Raw genomic sequence first — 16,591 nt, 5'->3', positions numbered from 1 at the left:
GGGCCCCTGTACTGGGCCCCACCATGGTACAACTGTCCGGGGGGCTGGGGGGGGGGGGGGGGGGGCACGGGGGCGGGTTCGTTGGGGGGGGGGGGGTGTGGGGGGGGGGGGGGGGGTCGTGGTGGTGGGGGCCCCCCGCCCCCGCATCGTGCGATCCGTACCCGGCGCGTCCCCGCCCGGAAGGTGCGGACCGGCGGGACCTGCTCAGCCGACTGCCCACATGGTTCGGGGCTGCCACCGGCTGAGTCCCCCAGGCTTCGGTGACAGCCCCGTCGATCCCGCGCCGGATCAACCGAGAAGGCCGCCGATCGGATTCCGGCCGCCCGACGTGCCGCCGGAGGACGAGCCCGTGGAGCCACCGCCCGTGGCTCCGCCGCCGGTCGCCCCACCGCCGGTGGAGCCGTCGCCCGCACCGGTGGTACCGGAGGAGCTGGGTCCCGCGCTGGTCGTCGGCGGCGGCTGCGGCACCGTCCGCTGCGGGGTCTGCTGACCGGTGCCCTGCGTCTGGCTGGGCTGTCCGGCGCCCGCGGTCTGGCCGGACTCGCGCTGGGTGACCGTACCCGGCGTGGACGCCTGGGCGGACGGCGTGGTGGCGGCGCCCGACCGGGACGGTGAGGGCTTCTGACCGGCGGGGCTGTGCGAGGCCCGGCCGCTCCTGGACTCCTGCGGAAGCGGGGAGCCGGGGAGCTGGTTGGTCGGGATGCCGTTCGGACCGGGCACGGTGACGACCTCGGAGGAACGGACGGCACCGCCGAGCATCGAGCCGATGAGCAGCGTGAGCCCGACGACGACGGTGGCGACGACGGCACCGCGGCGCAGCACCCGGCGGCGCAGGTCCCAGATCGCAGAGCGCGGGCCGAGCCTGCGCCACGCCTCTCCGGCCAGGCGCCCGTCCACGGAGTAGACGGGTGCGCCCGCGATGACCAGCGGACTCCAGGCGGCCAGGTAGATGATGTCCGGCGCGTCGTAGACGGCGACGGTCCGCCAGCTGACGGTGACCAGCAGGGCGGCGGAGAGCAGGGCGCCGACGGAGGCGGCGACCCGCTGCCAGAGCCCGAGGACGGTGAGGACGCCGACGACGACCTGGAGGAAGGCGACGGTCAGCCCGGCGCCGACCGGGTGCGAGAGCGCGAAGTCCCGCAGCGGTTCGGCCAGTCCCCAAGGGTGCAGCGAGGTCAGCCACTTGACCATGGAGCCGCGTTCGCCGCCGTCGAAGTAGACGGGGTCGCAGAGCTTGCCCATGCCGGCGTAGATGGAGATGAAGCCGAGGAACACCCGCATCGGCAGGAGCACGACCCCGAGGTTCATCCGTCGCCCGGGGTAGTACGCGTGCCGGACGCTGTCGTTGCCGTGCCGCGGCGGCCTGCTTCCGACCGTCTCGTCGAACTCGTCGTCCTCGTACGGCTCGTGACCGTACGGATCGGTGTCGACGAGGTCGTACGCGCCTTCCGCCCGCCGCATGGGCGGCAGCAGCGGACCGTTGCCGGACCGGCCGTGCCGGTGCGGGGCGGGGATGACGGGGTTGGGCTGGGTCTCGTCCAGGCGCGGGATGACCTGGGTGGCGCCCGCGACGGGTACGCCGTCGAACTCGGAGCCGTACGAGCCGTACGTGCCGTCGGAGCGGCCCGCGGTGGAGTTCCGTACAGCCTGGAGCAGCCCGGTGGCGCCGGGGTCGCCGGGGGCGGACCTGCCGCTCCACACGACGGGTGCGCGCCGTCCGCGACCCGCCCGGCTGCCGCTCATCGCGGGGATCCTGGCCGAACCCGCGGGGGCGGCACCGCGCAGCCGCGCGCGCTGCCCGGGCGCGAGCTGTACCCGGAAGCTGGCGTGGTTGACGATGACCTGCGCAGGGTCGCAGTCCACCTTGGTCATGCTCAGGGCGGGTAGTTCGTCGAACCGAGGCGTTCTGGTGTCCACACTCATCTAACCGAGTGATGTGTGATTAGGACACTGCCTTGACGGCGTCGATGTGTCCGAGACCCGTCAACAGCCTGTGCAGGGGCGGACGTCGGGCTGGGCACGGCAGTCCGCGACGGTCCGCGTCGACCGCGTCTGCCGAGGTCGGAGCCCTGGCGCCGCCAACCGGAAGCACCGGCTCCCGGCCGCGTGCCGTGACGCGGGAAAAGTTTCTCCGGGTCGGTGTGTCACGCGCCGGCGGTACGGCGGACGGACGGGCCCGCGCCCAGGCCCGTCCGCCGTACCGGTCAGACGCGGCGGCGAGCCGCTTCGTACAGCACGATGCCCGCCGCGACGCCGGCGTTCAGCGATTCCGCACCGCCCGGCATCGGGATCCGCACCAGGTAGTCGCAGGTCTCGCCGACCAGCCGGCCCAGGCCCTTGCCCTCGCTGCCGATCACGATGACGACGGGGCCGCCGAGGGCCTCCAGGTCCTGCACGGTGTGCTCGCCGTCCGCGGCGAGGCCGACGACCGTGATGCCGGCCTTCTGGTAGCCCTCCAGGGCGCGGGTCAGGTTCGTCACACGGGAGACCGGCGTACGGGCCGCCGTACCCGCCGAGGACTTCCAGGCGCCCGCCGTCATCCCGGCCGCGCGGCGCTCCGGCACGACCACGCCGTGACCGCCGAAGGCGGAGACGGAGCGGACGATCGCACCCAGGTTGCGCGGGTCGGTGACCCCGTCGAGGGCGACGATCAGCGGGTCCTCGCCGTTGTCGTACGCGGCGGCGGTGAGGTCCTCCGGGTGCGCGTACTCGTAGGGCGGGACCTGGAGGACGAGGCCCTGGTGGTTCAGGCCGTTCGTCATCCGGTCGAGCTCGGGGCGCGGCGCCTCCATCAGGTTGATGTTGCCGCGCTGGCCGGCCAGCTGGAGCGCCTCGCGGACCCGCTCGTCGTTGTCGATGTACTGCTGGACGTACAGGGTGGTCGCCGGGACGCCGTCGCGCAGTGCCTCGTAGACCGGGTTACGGCCCACGACCATCTCGGACGTGCCCTTGGCGCCACCGCGCCGCGGGGCGGGTCGGCGAACTGCGGCCTGCCGGGCCTGGGCGTTCGCCACCCGGTTCTTCTTGTGTCCCTTGCGGGCGGAGGCGGGCGGCGTCGGTCCCTTGCCTTCGAGACCACGGCGTCGCTGGCCACCGCTGCCGACCTGCATGCCCTTCTTGTTGGACGTGCGGCGGTTCCTGCGCTGGCTGTTCCCGGCCATGACCTACCTGTTTCGTTGCTTCAGACGTGCGTGCGTATAAGTGAAAGTGTGCCGCCCGGATCGCCGGGCGGCACATGGGACGACTACTGGCGCGGGCCGAGTGTCCACCGTGGGCCCGTCGGGCTGTCCTCGATGACGAGGCCCGACTGGTTGAGCTGGTCCCTGATGGCGTCGGCAGCGGGCCAGTCCTTGCGCTCGCGGGCCGACTGGCGCTGGTCCAGGACGAGGCGTACGAGGGTGTCGACGACCCCGTGCAGATCGTCGCCGCGGTCGCTCTCCCCCGCCCAGTGCTCGTCCAGCGGGTCGAGGCCGAGGACACCGAGCATCGCACGGACCTCCGCCAGCCGTGCGACGGCCGCTTCCTTGTCGTCCGCCGCCAGTGCGCTGTTGCCCTGCCGGACGGTGGTGTGGACGATCGCGAGCGCCTGCGGGACGCCCAGGTCGTCGTCCATCGCCTCGGCGAACGCGGGCGGCACCTCGGGGGCGGCCGCGACCTCGCCGCCCGCCTTCTCGATGACCCGCTGGACGAAGCCCTCGATCCGCGCGAACGCGGACTCGGCCTCGCGCAGCGCCTCTTCGCTGTACTCGATCATCGACCGGTAGTGCGGGGTGCCGAGGTAGTAGCGCAGCACGATGGGGCGCCACGCCTTGACCATCTCGCTCACCAGCACCGAGTTGCCGAGCGACTTCGACATCTTCTCGCCGGACATGGTGACCCAGCCGTTGTGCACCCAGTACTTCGCGAACTCGTCGCCGTAGGCCTTGGCCTGGGCGATCTCGTTCTCGTGGTGCGGGAAGATCAGGTCGATGCCGCCGCCGTGGATGTCGAAGGCGGTGCCCAGGTACTTGTGCGCCATGGCGGAGCACTCGAGGTGCCAGCCCGGGCGGCCGCGGCCCCACGGCGTCTCCCAGCTCGGCTCGCCCGGCTTGCTCGCCTTCCACATCGCGAAGTCGCGCTGGTCGCGCTTGCCGGTCTCGCCGTCGCCGGACGGCTGGCGCATCTCGTCCAGGTCCTGGTTGGAGAGCTCCAGATAGCCGGGGAACGACCGCACGTCGAAGTAGACGTTGCCGTCCGCCGCGTACGCGTGACCGCGGTCGATGAGACCGCGCATCATCTCGATCATCTCCGGGATGTGACCGGTGGCACGCGGTTCGTACGTGACCGGGAGGCAGCCGAGGGCGTCGTAGCCCGCGTTGAACGCACGCTCGTTCTCGTACCCGATCGCCCACCACGGGCGGCCCTGCTCGGCCGACTTCGTGATGATCTTGTCGTCGATGTCGGTGACGTTCCGGACGAACGTCACGTCGTAGCCGCGGTAGTCGAACCACCGGCGCATGATGTCGAAGTTCAGTCCGGACCGGATGTGCCCGATGTGCGGGGCGGCCTGGACGGTCGCGCCACAGAGGTAGATCGAGACACAGCCCGCTGTGAGCGGGACGAAGTCACGGATCTGCCGGGCGCTGGTGTCGTACAGGCGAATAGTCACCCCTCAAGGGTAGTGGGCCCGCACCTGTGCCCAGTGCCCCCTTGGATATGTCGCCGTGTTGGCCCCGTCCCAGGACGGGTTGGGGGTGTCTTCCCGGTCCGCCGTGGACCGGCCGTCTCGCGGGTGCGGTGAGTGCCACCTGGCCGAGGGCGCGGTCAAGGTGTGGGTGGGGCCGTGCAGGGGAGTCCCCGCAGGGGCCGGCGTACGTCCCGGGCTCCGCCGCGGTGCGGGCTTCCGCGCCGGTCCCGAGGAGACGCCCCGGAGGGGCCGCACCCACCCCACCGACCGGCGAAGGCGCCCCTCACCCCGTCGCCGGGCAACCACTCTCGAGCCCGTCCGGCGATTGAGGACGGAACCGGCCACCCCGGACCGGGGCGGGAAAACAGGCACCCCGGACCGGAGGAGCACCCCGGACCGGGGCGGGACGACTACGACGGGCCGTCAGGCCACCCGGTAGACCATCGCTGTGGCGAGCCCCGCGAGCCCCTCGCCGCGCCCCGTGAAGCCCAGGCCGTCCGACGTGGCGGCCGACAGCGAGACGGGGGCGCCGACCGCCGCCGACAACACCTTCTGCGCTTCCTCGCGACGCTTGCCGATCTTCGGCCGTACGCCGATGACCTGGACGGCGACGTTCCCGATCTCGAACCCCTCGGCCCGCACGATCCGCGCCGCCTCGGTCAGCAGGGTGACGCCCGCGGCACCGGACCACTCGGGGCGCCCCGTCCCGAAGTGCCGGCCGAGGTCGCCGAGCCCGGCGGCCGAGAAGAGCGCGTTGCAGGCGGCGTGCGCGACGACGTCGGCGTCGGAGTGTCCGGCGAGCCCGGGACCCTCGTCCTCCCAGCGCAGGCCCGCGCACCACAGCTCGCGGCCCTCCTCGAAGGCGTGGATATCCGTGCCGATCCCGACCAGCGGAATCACGGGGGTGTTCTCAGAAGCCATCGTTCGCCCTCCTGCGCGCGAGAACCGCCTCGGCCAGCACCAGGTCGAGCGGGCGGGTCACCTTGAACGCCTCTTCGTGCCCGGGTACCACGACGACGGGCACCCCGAGCTGTTCGACCATGCCCGCGTCGTCCGTCGCGCCCTCTCCGTCGACCGTGACGGTCGCATGGGCGCGGACCAGGGTCTTCCGGTCGAAGCCCTGCGGGGTCTGCACGGCGCGCAGCCTGGCCCGTACGGGTGTGCCGAGCACGGGCTCCGGATCGCCGGGCGCGCCGGGCTCGACCTCCTTGACGGTGTCGGCGAGGGGCAGCGCGGGGACGACTGCGGGCGCCCCGTCGCGTACGGCCTCGATCACCGCGTCGACGGTGTCGACCGGCACCAGCGGGCGGGCGGCGTCGTGGACGAGGACGGCGGCGATGTCGTCGGGGAGCGCGTCGAGGCCGAGCGCGACCGATTCCTGGCGGGTGTCGCCGCCGGGGACGACGAGATAGTCCGTCCGCTCGGGCAGTGCGTGTTCGTCCAGCAGGTTCTTGACCTCGGGCGCGCCGTCCGGAGGTGCGACCACGACCACGAGGGAGACGGACCGGGAAGCCGCCATGGCCCGTACCGCGTGGATGAGCATGGGCGTCCCGCTCAGCGCGCGGAGCGCCTTGGGGGCGCCCGGGCCGAGCCGTACGCCTCGGCCGGCGGCGGGAATCACCGCGGCGGTGCGGTACGGACGCGATTGATCAGACATCGGTTGCACTCCGAAGCATCAGCATGTTTGTTTCCACGGCCGACATGGGTATGGCCACAAGCGAGCCGGGGCGACGCCTTGACTTGACCGGAACCCTTTCCGTGACATCCGGTCGAGTTCGGGCAGGCCGCACCGGCCGCTCGGGGTCGGCTGCAGCAAGATCGCGAGCAATTATCGACGGGCCGGGCGGTTCTGGATCCGGACATGCCGCAGCGCCCGACGACACACCGTGAATACGGCTGGTCAGCGGGCACCGCGGCAGATTTTTTTCGACCGGTGCGATCCAGGTCAGGACGCGAGGACCTCGTCGAGCAGAGCCTCGGCCTTGTCTTCGTTCGTGTTCTCCGCGAGAGCAAGCTCGCTCACCAGGATCTGGCGAGCCTTGGCCAGCATGCGCTTCTCACCTGCGGAGAGTCCGCGCTCACGCTCACGACGCCACAGGTCGCGGACGACTTCGGCGACCTTGATGACATCGCCGGAGGCGAGCTTCTCGAGATTTGCCTTGTAGCGTCGGGACCAGTTCGTCGGCTCTTCGGCGTACGGCGCGCGCAGCACCTCGAAGACCCGGTCCAGCCCTTCCTGCCCGACTACGTCGCGCACGCCCACGAACTCCGCATTGTCCGCCGGCACACGAACCGTCAAGTCGCCCTGGGCGACCTTGAGCACCAAGTAGGTCTTGTCCACGCCTTTGATCTGGCGAGTTTCGATAGCCTCGATCAGCGCGGCCCCGTGATGGGGATAGACCACGGTGTCGCCAACCTTGAACGTCATGTGACAGGTACCCCTTCCGTGGCTATCCAGAGTAACACGAGAACAGCTTCTCCTGAATGGCGTTTTCGCAGGTCAGGGCATATCTCGGGGCTTGACAACAGAGACACGAACGTGCTGCGGAAGGCTTGCGGAAGACGGTATTCGCAGGTCGGAGCGGCTGTACGGGGGAGGTGAAACGCATGCGTTACACGCCCCCGAACCTCCTCCGAAGTGGCCGAACGTCCCGTTTTGCCGGATTCCAGATGATGAACTTTCCGTACTCCGTTCGAAGATCGATCACCCGCACGGCCCTAAGTACCGATGGCCAATGAAATTGATCAACGTCCGGGGGTCGTGGAGATTATGCGCAAGGAATGCGTCAAGGCCCCGAGGAATTGATCAAGCTTCTTATGTGAACAGCGCACGAATCGTGGGCGCGGGACGGAGGGCGGGCGGATCCGGGACACCGGCCGCGATGCCCGCCGGGCCGTAGGGGCGGGTCGGGTGCGGGGCGGGGACGACGGCTCGGTAACCTAAGCGCGCTGACACACCCTTAGGGCGGCTTTACGCCGCTCGTACCTCCCGTCCGTGAAGTCCGTACGTTCAAGGAGTTGCCGCAGCCGTGAGCCGCAGCCTTCGACGCGGCGCCCTTGCCGCCACTGCCATCGTGATCTCGATCGGTGCACTTTCCGCGTGTGGCGCGGGCAATGACGCGCAGACGCTCGAAATCAAGCCGGACAACGCTGCCACCACCATCGGTGACATCAGGATCCAGAACGCGAACGTCGTCACCCAGCCGGAGCGCAACGCCGAGGGCCCGGCCGTCGTCACCGGCACACTGTTCAACAACGGTGTCGCCCAGCAGACGCTGGACGCGATCACCCTGCCGGGCACCGGTGCCACCGTGCAGCTGCACGCCGCCAAGGGCTCGGGACCGGTCGTCGTCCCGGCCGGCGGCAGGGTCGTGCTCGGCGGCGAGGGCAATGCCGCCGCCGTGATCGAGAACGGCCGCGAGGCCGGGCAGAACGGCAACGTGCAGTCCGTCGTGTTCAAGTTCAGCAGGACCGGCGACGTCACGCTCCGCGCGTTCGTCGTTCCGGCCACCAGCTACTTCAAGGGTTTCGGCCCGAGTTCGCTGCCGGTGACGCCGGCCGAGACGCCCGCCACGCCGTCCGCCTCCGAGACCACGGGCGCGCCGGCGGCCGGCTCGTCCGACGCGGACAACTCCGACTCGGGCACGTCGGACTCGGACTCCTCCGACTCCCAGGGCGACACGGTGACCCCGACCGACGCCGCGTCCGCGTCCGCGTCGCCGCAGGGCTGAGCTCCGCACGCGCATACGAAGGAGGCGCCTCCCCGCGGGGAGGCGCCTCCTTCGTATGCGCGTGGTGTCCGCCCGGGTCTACGGCTCGAACTTGTATCCCAGGCCGCGCACGGTGACCAGGAAGCGCGGCGCCCCCGGGTCCGGCTCGATCTTGGCGCGCAGGCGCTTGACGTGGACGTCGAGGGTCTTGGTGTCACCCACGTAGTCCGCGCCCCAGACACGGTCGATCAGCTGCATCCGGGTCAGTACCCGGCCGGCGTTGCGCAGCAGCATCTCCAGCAGGTCGAACTCCTTGAGCGGGAGGTCGACCTTTCCGCCGGAGACCGTGACGACGTGACGGTCCACGTCCATCCGGACCGGGCCCGCCTCCAGGGCGGCCGGCGTGACCTCCTCCGGCTCGCCGCGGCGGCGCAGCACCGCGCGGATGCGGGCCACCAGCTCCCGCGAGGAGAAGGGCTTGGTCACGTAGTCGTCGGCCCCTATTTCCAGGCCGACGACCTTGTCGATCTCGCTGTCCTTCGCCGTGACCATGATCACAGGGACATTGGATCTGTTGCGCAGCTGACGGCAGACCTCGGTGCCGGGCAGACCCGGCAGCATCAGGTCGAGGAGGACGAGGTCGGCGCCGTTGCGCTCGAACTCGTCAAGTCCGTCCGGGCCCGTGGCCGCGATCGCGACCTCGAAACCTTCCTTACGGAGCATGTAGGACAGGGCGTCGCTGAAGGATTCCTCATCCTCGACGACGAGCACTCGGGTCACGGAAGGACCTCCGGGGCAGGGAATGATTCAAGGATGTGGGGGCCGGCGGTCCCGAAGGTCCCGTCGTCACCGTTGACGATGAGCGGCCCGCCCGATGTGCGGTCTCGGTCCCTGCTGGAGCCCGCTTCGGGCAGCCGCAGGGTGAAGGTGGAGCCCTGTCCCTCCGAGCTCCAGACAGTGACCTCTCCGCCGTGCGAGGCGGCCACGTGTTTGACGATGGCGAGGCCGAGACCGGTGCCACCGGTGGCCCGTGAGCGGGCCGGGTCGACGCGGTAGAAGCGTTCGAAGACCCGCTCGCGGTCCTTCTCCGAGATGCCGATGCCCTGGTCGGTCACGGCTATCTCGATCTGGTCCCCGCCCGGTACGGACAGACGTCGCGCGGCGATGCCGACGCGGGTGCGGGCGGGGCTGTAGTTGACGGCGTTCTCGACGAGGTTGCCGAGGGCCGCGGCGAGCTGGCCGCGGTTGCCCCAGATGCGGAGCGCGGCGGTGCCGCCCGCGGCCATGGTGATCTGTTTCGCGCCGGCCTGCTGGCGGCAGCGGTCGATGGCCTCGGCGACCAGTTCGTCCACCCGGACCGGCTCGGCATCCTCCAGCGGGTCGTCGTTCTGCACCCGGGAGAGGTCGATCAGTTCCTGTACGAGGTTGGTCAGCCGGGTCGCCTCGATCTGCATCCGGCCCGCGAACCGCTCCACCGCCTCCGGGTCGTCCGAGGCGTCCATGACGGCTTCGGAGAGCAGTGACAACGCGCCGACCGGGGTCTTGAGCTCATGGCTGACGTTGGCCACGAAGTCGCGCCGCACCGCTTCGATACGGCGGGCCTCGGTGAGGTCCTCGACCAGCAGGAGGACCAGCCGGGAGCCCAGTGGGGCCACCCGGGCGGAGACCGCGAGGGCCTCGCCCCGGCCCGTACCCCGCCGCGGCAGATCCAGCTCGACCTGCCGTATCTCACCGTCCCGGCGGGTGTCCCTGGCCATGTGCAGCATCGGTTCGACGGCCAGGCGGCCGCCCCTGACCAGCCCCAGCGCATACGCGGCGGAGCTGGCCTTGACGACGCTGTCGCTCTCGTCGAGCACGACCGCCGAGGAGGAGAGCACGGAGAGCACCGTGTCGACCCCGGGGGGCAGGGCCCCGTTGCTGTCGGGCCGCAGGGACGTACGCGTCGGCTTCTTCTGGTCGCGCTCGCTCCAGCGGAACGCCAGCATGGCGATCACGCCGGTGCACAAACCGGCCATCGCTGCGGCTGCGGCGACCGCCGCGTTCACGTCCATACCTAAAGGTTAAGCGGGTGCGGCGGCCGACTCACAGCCATTCGAGTGCGTACTCGAACACTCGTCGCCCAGAGTTCACCGAGGCGCAAGGGTTGGTTCACTTGGTCGGCCGGATCCGGACGCGTGCGCCCCACAGGGTGAGAGCGTGGGGTTCAGACCTGGCCCCGGCCTTAGTGAGGACTGGAGAGGGACTTCCATGCGCGACGCGTACCACGAGGAACTCGACTCGATCGGCGAAGGGCTGGTCGAGATGGCCCGGCTCGTCGGGTCGGCGATCGGGCGGGCGACGACGTCCATGCTCGACGCCGATCTCAAGCTCGCGGAGAGCGTGATCGCCGCGGACCAGAAGGTCGACGACCTCCAGCACGACCTGGAGGCGCGGGCGATCGCCCTGCTCGCGCGCCAGCAGCCCGTGGCGACCGACCTGCGGATCGTGGTCACCTCGCTCCGGATGAGCGCCGACCTGGAGCGCTCGGGCGACCTGGCCCAGCACGTCGCGAAGCTGGCCAGGCTGCGTTTCCCGCAGTCGCCGGTGCCGCACGACCTGCACGCCACCATTCTGGAGATGGGCCAGCTGGCCCAGCGTCTGATGGCCAAGGCCGCCGAGGTGATCATCACGAAGGACGTCGACCTGGCTCTGCAGCTGGAGCAGGACGACGACGAGATGGACCTGCTGCACCGCACGCTCTTCCAGCACCTGATGGACGACCGCTGGAAGCACGGCATCGAGACGGCGGTCGACGTCACGCTGCTCGGCCGCTACTACGAGCGGTTCGCCGACCACGCCGTGTCGGTCGCCAAGCGCGTGGTCTACCTGGTGACGGGCGAGCACGCGGACGACCTGCAGGCGGCAAACCCGGTGGAGGGCGCGTAACGGGTACGCGGTATCGCGTTCTGCGCGAGTGCGCCACTGATGCGCCGTCGATGCGCCGTCGATGCGCGGTTGATCGGACGGCCGGAGTGGGCATGCAATGAGGAGGGGCGGCAGGCGGTACGCCTGGTTGTACGCCCCGGTCGTACGGCTCCGAGGGTCGGACGGCCCTGCCGTACGCCTGGATGTACGTCCTTGAGGAGGAACCATGGCCGACTCCCCCATGACCGACCCACAGCAGGAGCCACCGGCTGAAGTGGTCCATCTGACGGTTCTCGGCGCCTGCGGTTGCGGCTCGGGCTGCGGGTGCGGCTGCCAGTCGGGCGCCCCCTGCCAGTGCGGCGGCTGACGCGACCGACGCGATTCACCGGACGGCACGGGACCGGCACCCCCAGGGGTGCCGGTCCCGTGCCGGTCCGAGCGCTCCCCGTCGCCGGTCAGACCGCCCGTTCCACCGCATCCTGCGGCAGACCGGCGGCCGCGTCCTGCCCGGGCTCCGCAGCCGTCACCGCCACCAACGCCACGCTCTCGGTCACCTTCTCCTCCGCCGGGAGCCCGCGCATGAGCATCCAGTACCCGCCCGCCGCGGCGGTCCCCAGCACCGCACACATACCCCACAGCCACGTCGCGCCGTAGTGGTCGATCACCACGCCGGACATCAGCGGCGCGACCAGCGCGGCCGCCGACCACGACATCGTGTACATGCCCTGGTAGCGGCCCCGGCCGTGGGCCGGGGAGAGCCGGACGACCAGGCCGCTCTGGACGGGCGCGTTGATGATCTCGCCGATCGTCCACACGCAGATGGTCAGCGCGTACACGGCGACCGATCCGGCGAACGCCGTCAGCCCGAACCCGTACCCCGCGAGCAGCGACGACACGACCAGCAGACGGCGCGGGTCACGATGCTGGATGAAGCGGGTGACCGGGATCTGGAGCGCCACGATCAGCACGCCGTTGACGGCGATCGCGGTGCCGAAGTCGGAGCTGGAGAGCCCGTCGGTGCCCATGGCCACCGGCAGCCCCACGTACCCCTGCTGGAAGACCAGCGCGACGACGAACGAGAGCCCGACGACGCTCATGAAGCGTCCGTCGCGCAGCACGGTCGAGAGCCGGACCGCGGGTTCGGCCGGGGTGTCCCGCACGGCCGCCGCCGTCCGTTCCGGCCGGGACTCCGGCACCTTCAGGAAGACCACGGCCGCGCAGACCAGCGTCATCCCGGCCTCGGCCATGAACCCGGCGAGATAGCTGCGCTCGGCGATGAATCCGGCGCCCGCCGACGACACCGCGAAGCCCAGGTTGACCGCCCAGTAGTTCAGGGAGAACGCCCGCACCCGGTCCTCGGGGCGGACGATGTCGGCCATCATCGCCTGCACGGCGGGCCGGGACGCGTTGCTGCTCATGCCGACGAAGAACGCGACGGCGGCGATCGCGGCCGGATGGACCATGACGCCGAGCACCGCCACCGACACGGCGGTCGACGTCTGCGCGATCAACATCGTGGGCCGTCGCCCGATCCGGTCCGTCATCACCCCCGCGCCGAGCGAGGAGACGACCCCGCCGAGACCGTGCAGCGCGACGACCAGCCCCGCGTACGAGGCGGAGTAGCCCCGGTCCAGCGTCAGATACAGAGCCATGAAGGTGGCGACGAACGCCCCGAGGCGGTTGACCAGGGTGCTGGTCCACAGCCACCAGAACTCTCTGGGGAGACCGGAGACGGTCTCGCGTGCGGCCCGCCTGAGACCGGCGACAGACATACGGGTTCCCCCCACGGGCGTACGGAACGGTTCAGGCTGTAAGTGGCCCGATAGCAGACAGAACATTACGAAGTCCTGGTTCCCGACCGCCACCGGATTGACGGCCGGCGTCAATCGTCGCCGTCCCGCCACCCGTCGCCCGCACCTTCCCCGACCGCCGTCCGTCCGTCATCTGTCCGTCCAGTGACCGGCTGCGCGGAGCCCGTACGGGTTCGATTACGCTCGGGCTCATGGCCGACGCACCGTACAAGCTGATCCTCCTCCGCCACGGCGAGAGCGAATGGAACGCCAAGAACCTGTTCACCGGCTGGGTGGACGTCAACCTGACCGAGAAGGGCGAGAAGGAGGCAGTCCGCGGCGGTGAGCTGCTCAAGGACGCCGGTCTGCTCCCCGATGTCCTGCACACCTCGCTCCAGAAGCGCGCCATCCGCACCGCGCAGCTCGCGCTCGAGTCTGCGGACCGCCACTGGATCCCGGTCCACCGCTCCTGGCGGCTGAACGAGCGCCACTACGGCGCGCTGCAGGGCAAGGACAAGGCGCAGACCCTCGCCGAGTTCGGCGAGGAGCAGTTCATGCTCTGGCGCCGTTCGTACGACACCCCGCCGCCGGTCCTCGAGGACGGCGCGGAATTCTCGCAGAGCGACGACCCGCGCTACGCGTCGATCCCGAGCGAGCTCCGTCCGCGCACCGAGTGCCTCAAGGACGTCGTCGAGCGCATGCTGCCGTACTGGTACGACGGCATCGTCCCGGACCTGCTGGACGGCCGCACGGTCCTGGTCGCCGCCCACGGCAACAGCCTGCGCGGACTGGTCAAGCACCTGGACGACATCTCCGACGCCGACATCACGGGCCTCAACATCCCGACCGGCATCCCGCTCGCCTACGAGCTGGACGCCGACTTCCGCCCGCTGAAGCCGGGCGGCACGTACCTCGACCCGGACGCGGCGAAGGCCGCCATCGAGGCCGTGAAGAACCAGGGCAAGAAGAAGTAACGCGACGTCAGTAAGCCCCCTACCTGCGGGTTCTCCACGGGTAGGGGGCTTACTCGTGGGCCTGGGCCGTCTCTGGGCCGTCAGGTGCGACGGCGCCAACGGCGGATGCGGATGTCGAAGACGCCGCATCATGGCGAACGGCCCGTCCTGCTCTAGAGCAGGTTGTCCGAGGGTAACGATGCCCCGTGATCGACCTGATAAGGATGAGGCCAGAGCTCCAAACAACGGGACGATGCACCCGGCAAAGGGTGCGTCGCCTCCCTCACCTGAGCTCGTCATCGAGATGCCCCAGCCATCCCCCGATGTAATTCGACGAGCCCGATGCGCAGGAAGTGTCCCTGGGCATGGACACACATTCTGTTCGCAAGGGTGAGGCGACATATCCAACCGGCATCCGGTGGCCACGCACAAATCCGGTGATGACGCGACCGTGGCCTTCTGCCAGTGGTGGCCAGGAAAACAGGCGGGCGGCCTGACATCAGCGGCCGACACCAACCGGCGTACACGTGCGCACAGCGGCACACCGTTCGCACGATGAGTCCCGCGAGTGACCAGCCGGGTTCTCCAGGCGGAGAGTGGTGATTACGGGGGCACGCCCACAAATTCTTATCAGAAAGGCGGTTCGTCGGGCCATTGCGAGATGCTGACCTGACTAGCGAAATCGGCGAGCCCATCATCTTTGAGAGCACCCGCGTATTCTGACCGCTTGGGCCAAGGGATAGCTTCGAGCAGGGCGCGGTGCGTCCCAAACCGGTTATGACGGGATCCCGCTGAGTTACTCCTTCAGACTGTCGTCATCGTCCTCAATTGGCGTGTCGGGAAACACCGCATGGTTCGCCCCGTTACCGTGCGGGGGTCGACCACAAAGGGCTGCCCGGCGGCTGGCGGGTAAGGGCTCCCTCAGCCGCGTACCGGCGTAGCCCGATCGAGAGGATCTGGACCTTGAGCGATTTTTCCCGCCGCTACCTGCTCAGGGCGTCAGCGGCCGCCGGCGCCGGGGCGGTCGTCGTCCCGGGCCTTATGGCCGCAGGCGCGCCGGACGTTGCGGCCGCGAGCACCTCGGGCCTTCTGGCCGCGAGCGACCCGACTAAAGGGTCGTCGGGATGTCCGCCGGCGAAGCTGACCGGTCGCGTCGTCCGCCCCGGTGACGCCTCGTACACGGATGATCGCATCGACTACGACCAGCTGTTCTCTCACTACCCGCTGGTCATCGTCTTCGCCCAGAAGACCCAGGACGTGGTGAACGCCCTCACCTGGGCGCGGCAGCACAACGTCGCACTGCGGGTACGCAGCGGCCGCCACGCCCTGGAGGGCTGGTCGAACATCGACAACGGCATCGTGATCGACGTCAGCCAGCTCAAGTCGGTCCACATCGACACCGACGCTCGTATCGCGAAGGTCGGCGCCGGCCTGACCCAGTTGGAAGCGGTGGCGACGCTCGCCAAGCAGGACCTCGCGGTCACGACCGGAAGCGAGGGCAGCGTCGGCTTGGTCGGTGCGACGGTCGGCGGGGGCCTTGGCCCCCTCAACCGCTGGCTCGGCATGGCCTGCGACAGCCTGATCGGGACCGAGGTCGTCGTCCCGTCGGGTCGCGACTGCGCCAAGGTGATCCATGCCGACCTGAAGGACCACTCAGACCTGCTCTGGGCGCTCCGTGGGGCGGGAAACGGCAACTTCGGAATCGTCACGCAACTCACCTACAAGGTGCACCCGCTCAAGCGCATCGCCTATGTGCAGGCGACCTGGGACGGCCTTACGGACCTGCATGGGATCTTCGATGCATGGCAGCGTACGGTACCGTTCGCCGACAAACGCCTCGGATCCGAAGTCGAGATCCACAAGTCCCAGATCCTGCTGTTCGCGTGGCTCGCGGAGGGCACGGCGGCAGAGGCCAGAAAGATGCTGGCCCCGATCCTGTCGATCGGCACGCCCGATGTGAAGGTGCAGGTCGGTAACTGGGGCCCCGTCTTTGCCGGAGCCCAGGTCCCGCGCTCGCAGGAGCCCGCCAACGTGAAGTTCTTCTCACAGTTCGCCAAGAAGCTGTTCCCGAAGAAGGCGATCGACGTCATCGGCTACTACATGCGAAACGCTCCCACGGAGGACAGCAACTACTTCGTCGATGCCTTCGGCGGGGCGATCAAGAGGGAGCCCCGCGGCGGCACCGCGTTCGTGCACCGCGACGCGATCTTCTACGGCGAGATCGGCGCAGCCTGGGGGACTCCTTCAACGACACCAGGCGTCTGCGACCCGCTCACCTCGACGTGCCAGGCCTGGACCGCCGAATTCAGCCAGGCGATGCGCAGCTTCGTGGACGGCGCCTACGTCAACGTGCCGAACGTCGGCATGCAGGAGTGGGAGACCGCCTACTGGGGGAGACGCCACTTCGAGCGGCTGCGCGAGATCAAGGCGAAGTACGACCCCTACAACGTCTTCCAGTACGAGCAGAGCATCCCGCCCGCGTCACGCTGATCGACAGTGCGCCGTCGGGGCCCCGCCCCGGTCAGGCTCGGCCTTTCACGCAGAAGGGCCCGACGCAGTCGAAGGGGT

At 69.8% G+C, this 16,591-nt stretch carries 13 protein-coding genes; 4 read left to right on the top strand and 9 right to left on the bottom strand.

The window, feature by feature from the left end; all coding sequences use genetic code 11:
- Nucleotides 1-288: 288 nt before the first annotated feature.
- From ACFVXE_RS14720 to ACFVXE_RS14695, 6 genes are all read right to left on the bottom strand, one after another.
- Nucleotides 289-1,923 (bottom strand): DoxX family membrane protein, encoded by a 1,635-nt coding sequence (locus ACFVXE_RS14720; RefSeq protein ID WP_389671499.1) that lies wholly within the window; start codon nucleotides 1,921-1,923, stop codon nucleotides 289-291.
- Nucleotides 1,924-2,204: 281 nt separating this feature from the next.
- Entirely contained in the window at nucleotides 2,205-3,161 is a 957-nt protein-coding gene (gene rlmB / locus ACFVXE_RS14715) for a 23S rRNA (guanosine(2251)-2'-O)-methyltransferase RlmB (protein ID WP_389671498.1), read from the bottom strand.
- An 83-nt stretch (nucleotides 3,162-3,244) separates the two neighbouring features.
- Nucleotides 3,245-4,648, bottom strand: a complete 1,404-nt coding sequence (gene cysS, locus ACFVXE_RS14710; RefSeq protein WP_389671497.1) for a cysteine--tRNA ligase — start codon at nucleotides 4,646-4,648, stop codon at nucleotides 3,245-3,247.
- A gap of 441 nt (nucleotides 4,649-5,089) precedes the next feature.
- Complete coding sequence (gene ispF, locus ACFVXE_RS14705) at nucleotides 5,090-5,587, bottom strand: 2-C-methyl-D-erythritol 2,4-cyclodiphosphate synthase (RefSeq protein ID WP_389671496.1); 498 nt, start codon at nucleotides 5,585-5,587, stop codon at nucleotides 5,090-5,092.
- Nucleotides 5,577-6,323 carry a 2-C-methyl-D-erythritol 4-phosphate cytidylyltransferase gene (gene ispD / locus ACFVXE_RS14700; RefSeq protein ID WP_389671495.1) on the bottom strand — a complete coding sequence of 249 codons (747 nt, stop codon included), beginning with the start codon at nucleotides 6,321-6,323 and terminating at the stop codon, nucleotides 5,577-5,579. The genes ispF and ispD overlap by 11 nt, the downstream gene beginning before the upstream one ends.
- Before the next feature lie 288 nt (nucleotides 6,324-6,611).
- Nucleotides 6,612-7,094 (bottom strand): CarD family transcriptional regulator, encoded by a 483-nt coding sequence (locus tag ACFVXE_RS14695; RefSeq protein ID WP_006380568.1) that lies wholly within the window; start codon nucleotides 7,092-7,094, stop codon nucleotides 6,612-6,614.
- A 601-nt stretch (nucleotides 7,095-7,695) separates the two neighbouring features.
- Here ACFVXE_RS14695 and ACFVXE_RS14690 point away from each other — a divergent pair.
- Nucleotides 7,696-8,397 carry a DUF461 domain-containing protein gene (locus tag ACFVXE_RS14690; RefSeq protein WP_389671494.1) on the top strand — a complete coding sequence of 234 codons (702 nt, stop codon included), beginning with the start codon at nucleotides 7,696-7,698 and terminating at the stop codon, nucleotides 8,395-8,397.
- 78 nt (nucleotides 8,398-8,475) lie between these two features.
- Here ACFVXE_RS14690 and ACFVXE_RS14685 read toward each other — a convergent pair whose 3' ends face one another.
- Nucleotides 8,476-9,156 carry a response regulator transcription factor gene (locus ACFVXE_RS14685; protein WP_030929487.1) on the bottom strand — a complete coding sequence of 227 codons (681 nt, stop codon included), beginning with the start codon at nucleotides 9,154-9,156 and terminating at the stop codon, nucleotides 8,476-8,478.
- Nucleotides 9,153-10,427, bottom strand: a complete 1,275-nt coding sequence (locus tag ACFVXE_RS14680) for a sensor histidine kinase (protein ID WP_389671493.1) — start codon at nucleotides 10,425-10,427, stop codon at nucleotides 9,153-9,155. The genes ACFVXE_RS14685 and ACFVXE_RS14680 overlap by 4 nt, the downstream gene beginning before the upstream one ends.
- A 196-nt stretch (nucleotides 10,428-10,623) precedes the next feature.
- Here ACFVXE_RS14680 and phoU point away from each other — a divergent pair, with 196 nt between their 5' ends.
- A complete protein-coding gene (gene phoU, locus ACFVXE_RS14675; protein ID WP_389671492.1) occupies nucleotides 10,624-11,301 on the top strand; it encodes a phosphate signaling complex protein PhoU in 678 nt (225 codons plus the stop codon).
- Between the two features lie 434 nt (nucleotides 11,302-11,735).
- On the opposite strand, the gene ACFVXE_RS14670 is transcribed toward phoU, so the two are convergent.
- A complete protein-coding gene (locus tag ACFVXE_RS14670) occupies nucleotides 11,736-13,052 on the bottom strand; it encodes an MDR family MFS transporter (protein WP_389671491.1) in 1,317 nt (438 codons plus the stop codon).
- Nucleotides 13,053-13,282: 230 nt separating this feature from the next.
- Between ACFVXE_RS14670 and ACFVXE_RS14665 the strand changes: the two genes are divergently transcribed.
- Complete coding sequence (locus ACFVXE_RS14665; protein WP_389671490.1) at nucleotides 13,283-14,044, top strand: phosphoglyceromutase; 762 nt, start codon at nucleotides 13,283-13,285, stop codon at nucleotides 14,042-14,044.
- A gap of 942 nt (nucleotides 14,045-14,986) precedes the next feature.
- Nucleotides 14,987-16,513, top strand: a complete 1,527-nt coding sequence (locus tag ACFVXE_RS14660) for an FAD-binding oxidoreductase (protein ID WP_389671489.1) — start codon at nucleotides 14,987-14,989, stop codon at nucleotides 16,511-16,513.
- The last annotated feature ends 78 nt before the right edge of the window (nucleotides 16,514-16,591 follow it).

This window comes from Streptomyces sp. NPDC058231 (assembly GCF_042882275.1).
Lineage (GTDB): Bacteria > Actinomycetota > Actinomycetes > Streptomycetales > Streptomycetaceae > Streptomyces.
This window is presented reverse-complemented; position numbering and strand designations above follow the sequence as displayed.

Coding starts and splice junctions, on each gene's coding strand:
- rlmB (WP_389671498.1), bottom strand. CDS start 3,161: ATGGCCGGGAACAGCCAGCGCAGGAACCGCCGCACGTCCAACAAGAAG.
- ACFVXE_RS14680 (WP_389671493.1), bottom strand. CDS start 10,427: ATGGACGTGAACGCGGCGGTCGCCGCAGCCGCAGCGATGGCCGGTTTG.
- phoU (WP_389671492.1), top strand. CDS start 10,624: ATGCGCGACGCGTACCACGAGGAACTCGACTCGATCGGCGAAGGGCTG.
- ACFVXE_RS14665 (WP_389671490.1), top strand. CDS start 13,283: ATGGCCGACGCACCGTACAAGCTGATCCTCCTCCGCCACGGCGAGAGC.
- ispF (WP_389671496.1), bottom strand. CDS start 5,587: ATGGCTTCTGAGAACACCCCCGTGATTCCGCTGGTCGGGATCGGCACG.
- ACFVXE_RS14695 (WP_006380568.1), bottom strand. CDS start 7,094: ATGACGTTCAAGGTTGGCGACACCGTGGTCTATCCCCATCACGGGGCC.
- ACFVXE_RS14720 (WP_389671499.1), bottom strand. CDS start 1,923: ATGAGTGTGGACACCAGAACGCCTCGGTTCGACGAACTACCCGCCCTG.
- ACFVXE_RS14670 (WP_389671491.1), bottom strand. CDS start 13,052: ATGTCTGTCGCCGGTCTCAGGCGGGCCGCACGCGAGACCGTCTCCGGT.
- ispD (WP_389671495.1), bottom strand. CDS start 6,323: ATGTCTGATCAATCGCGTCCGTACCGCACCGCCGCGGTGATTCCCGCC.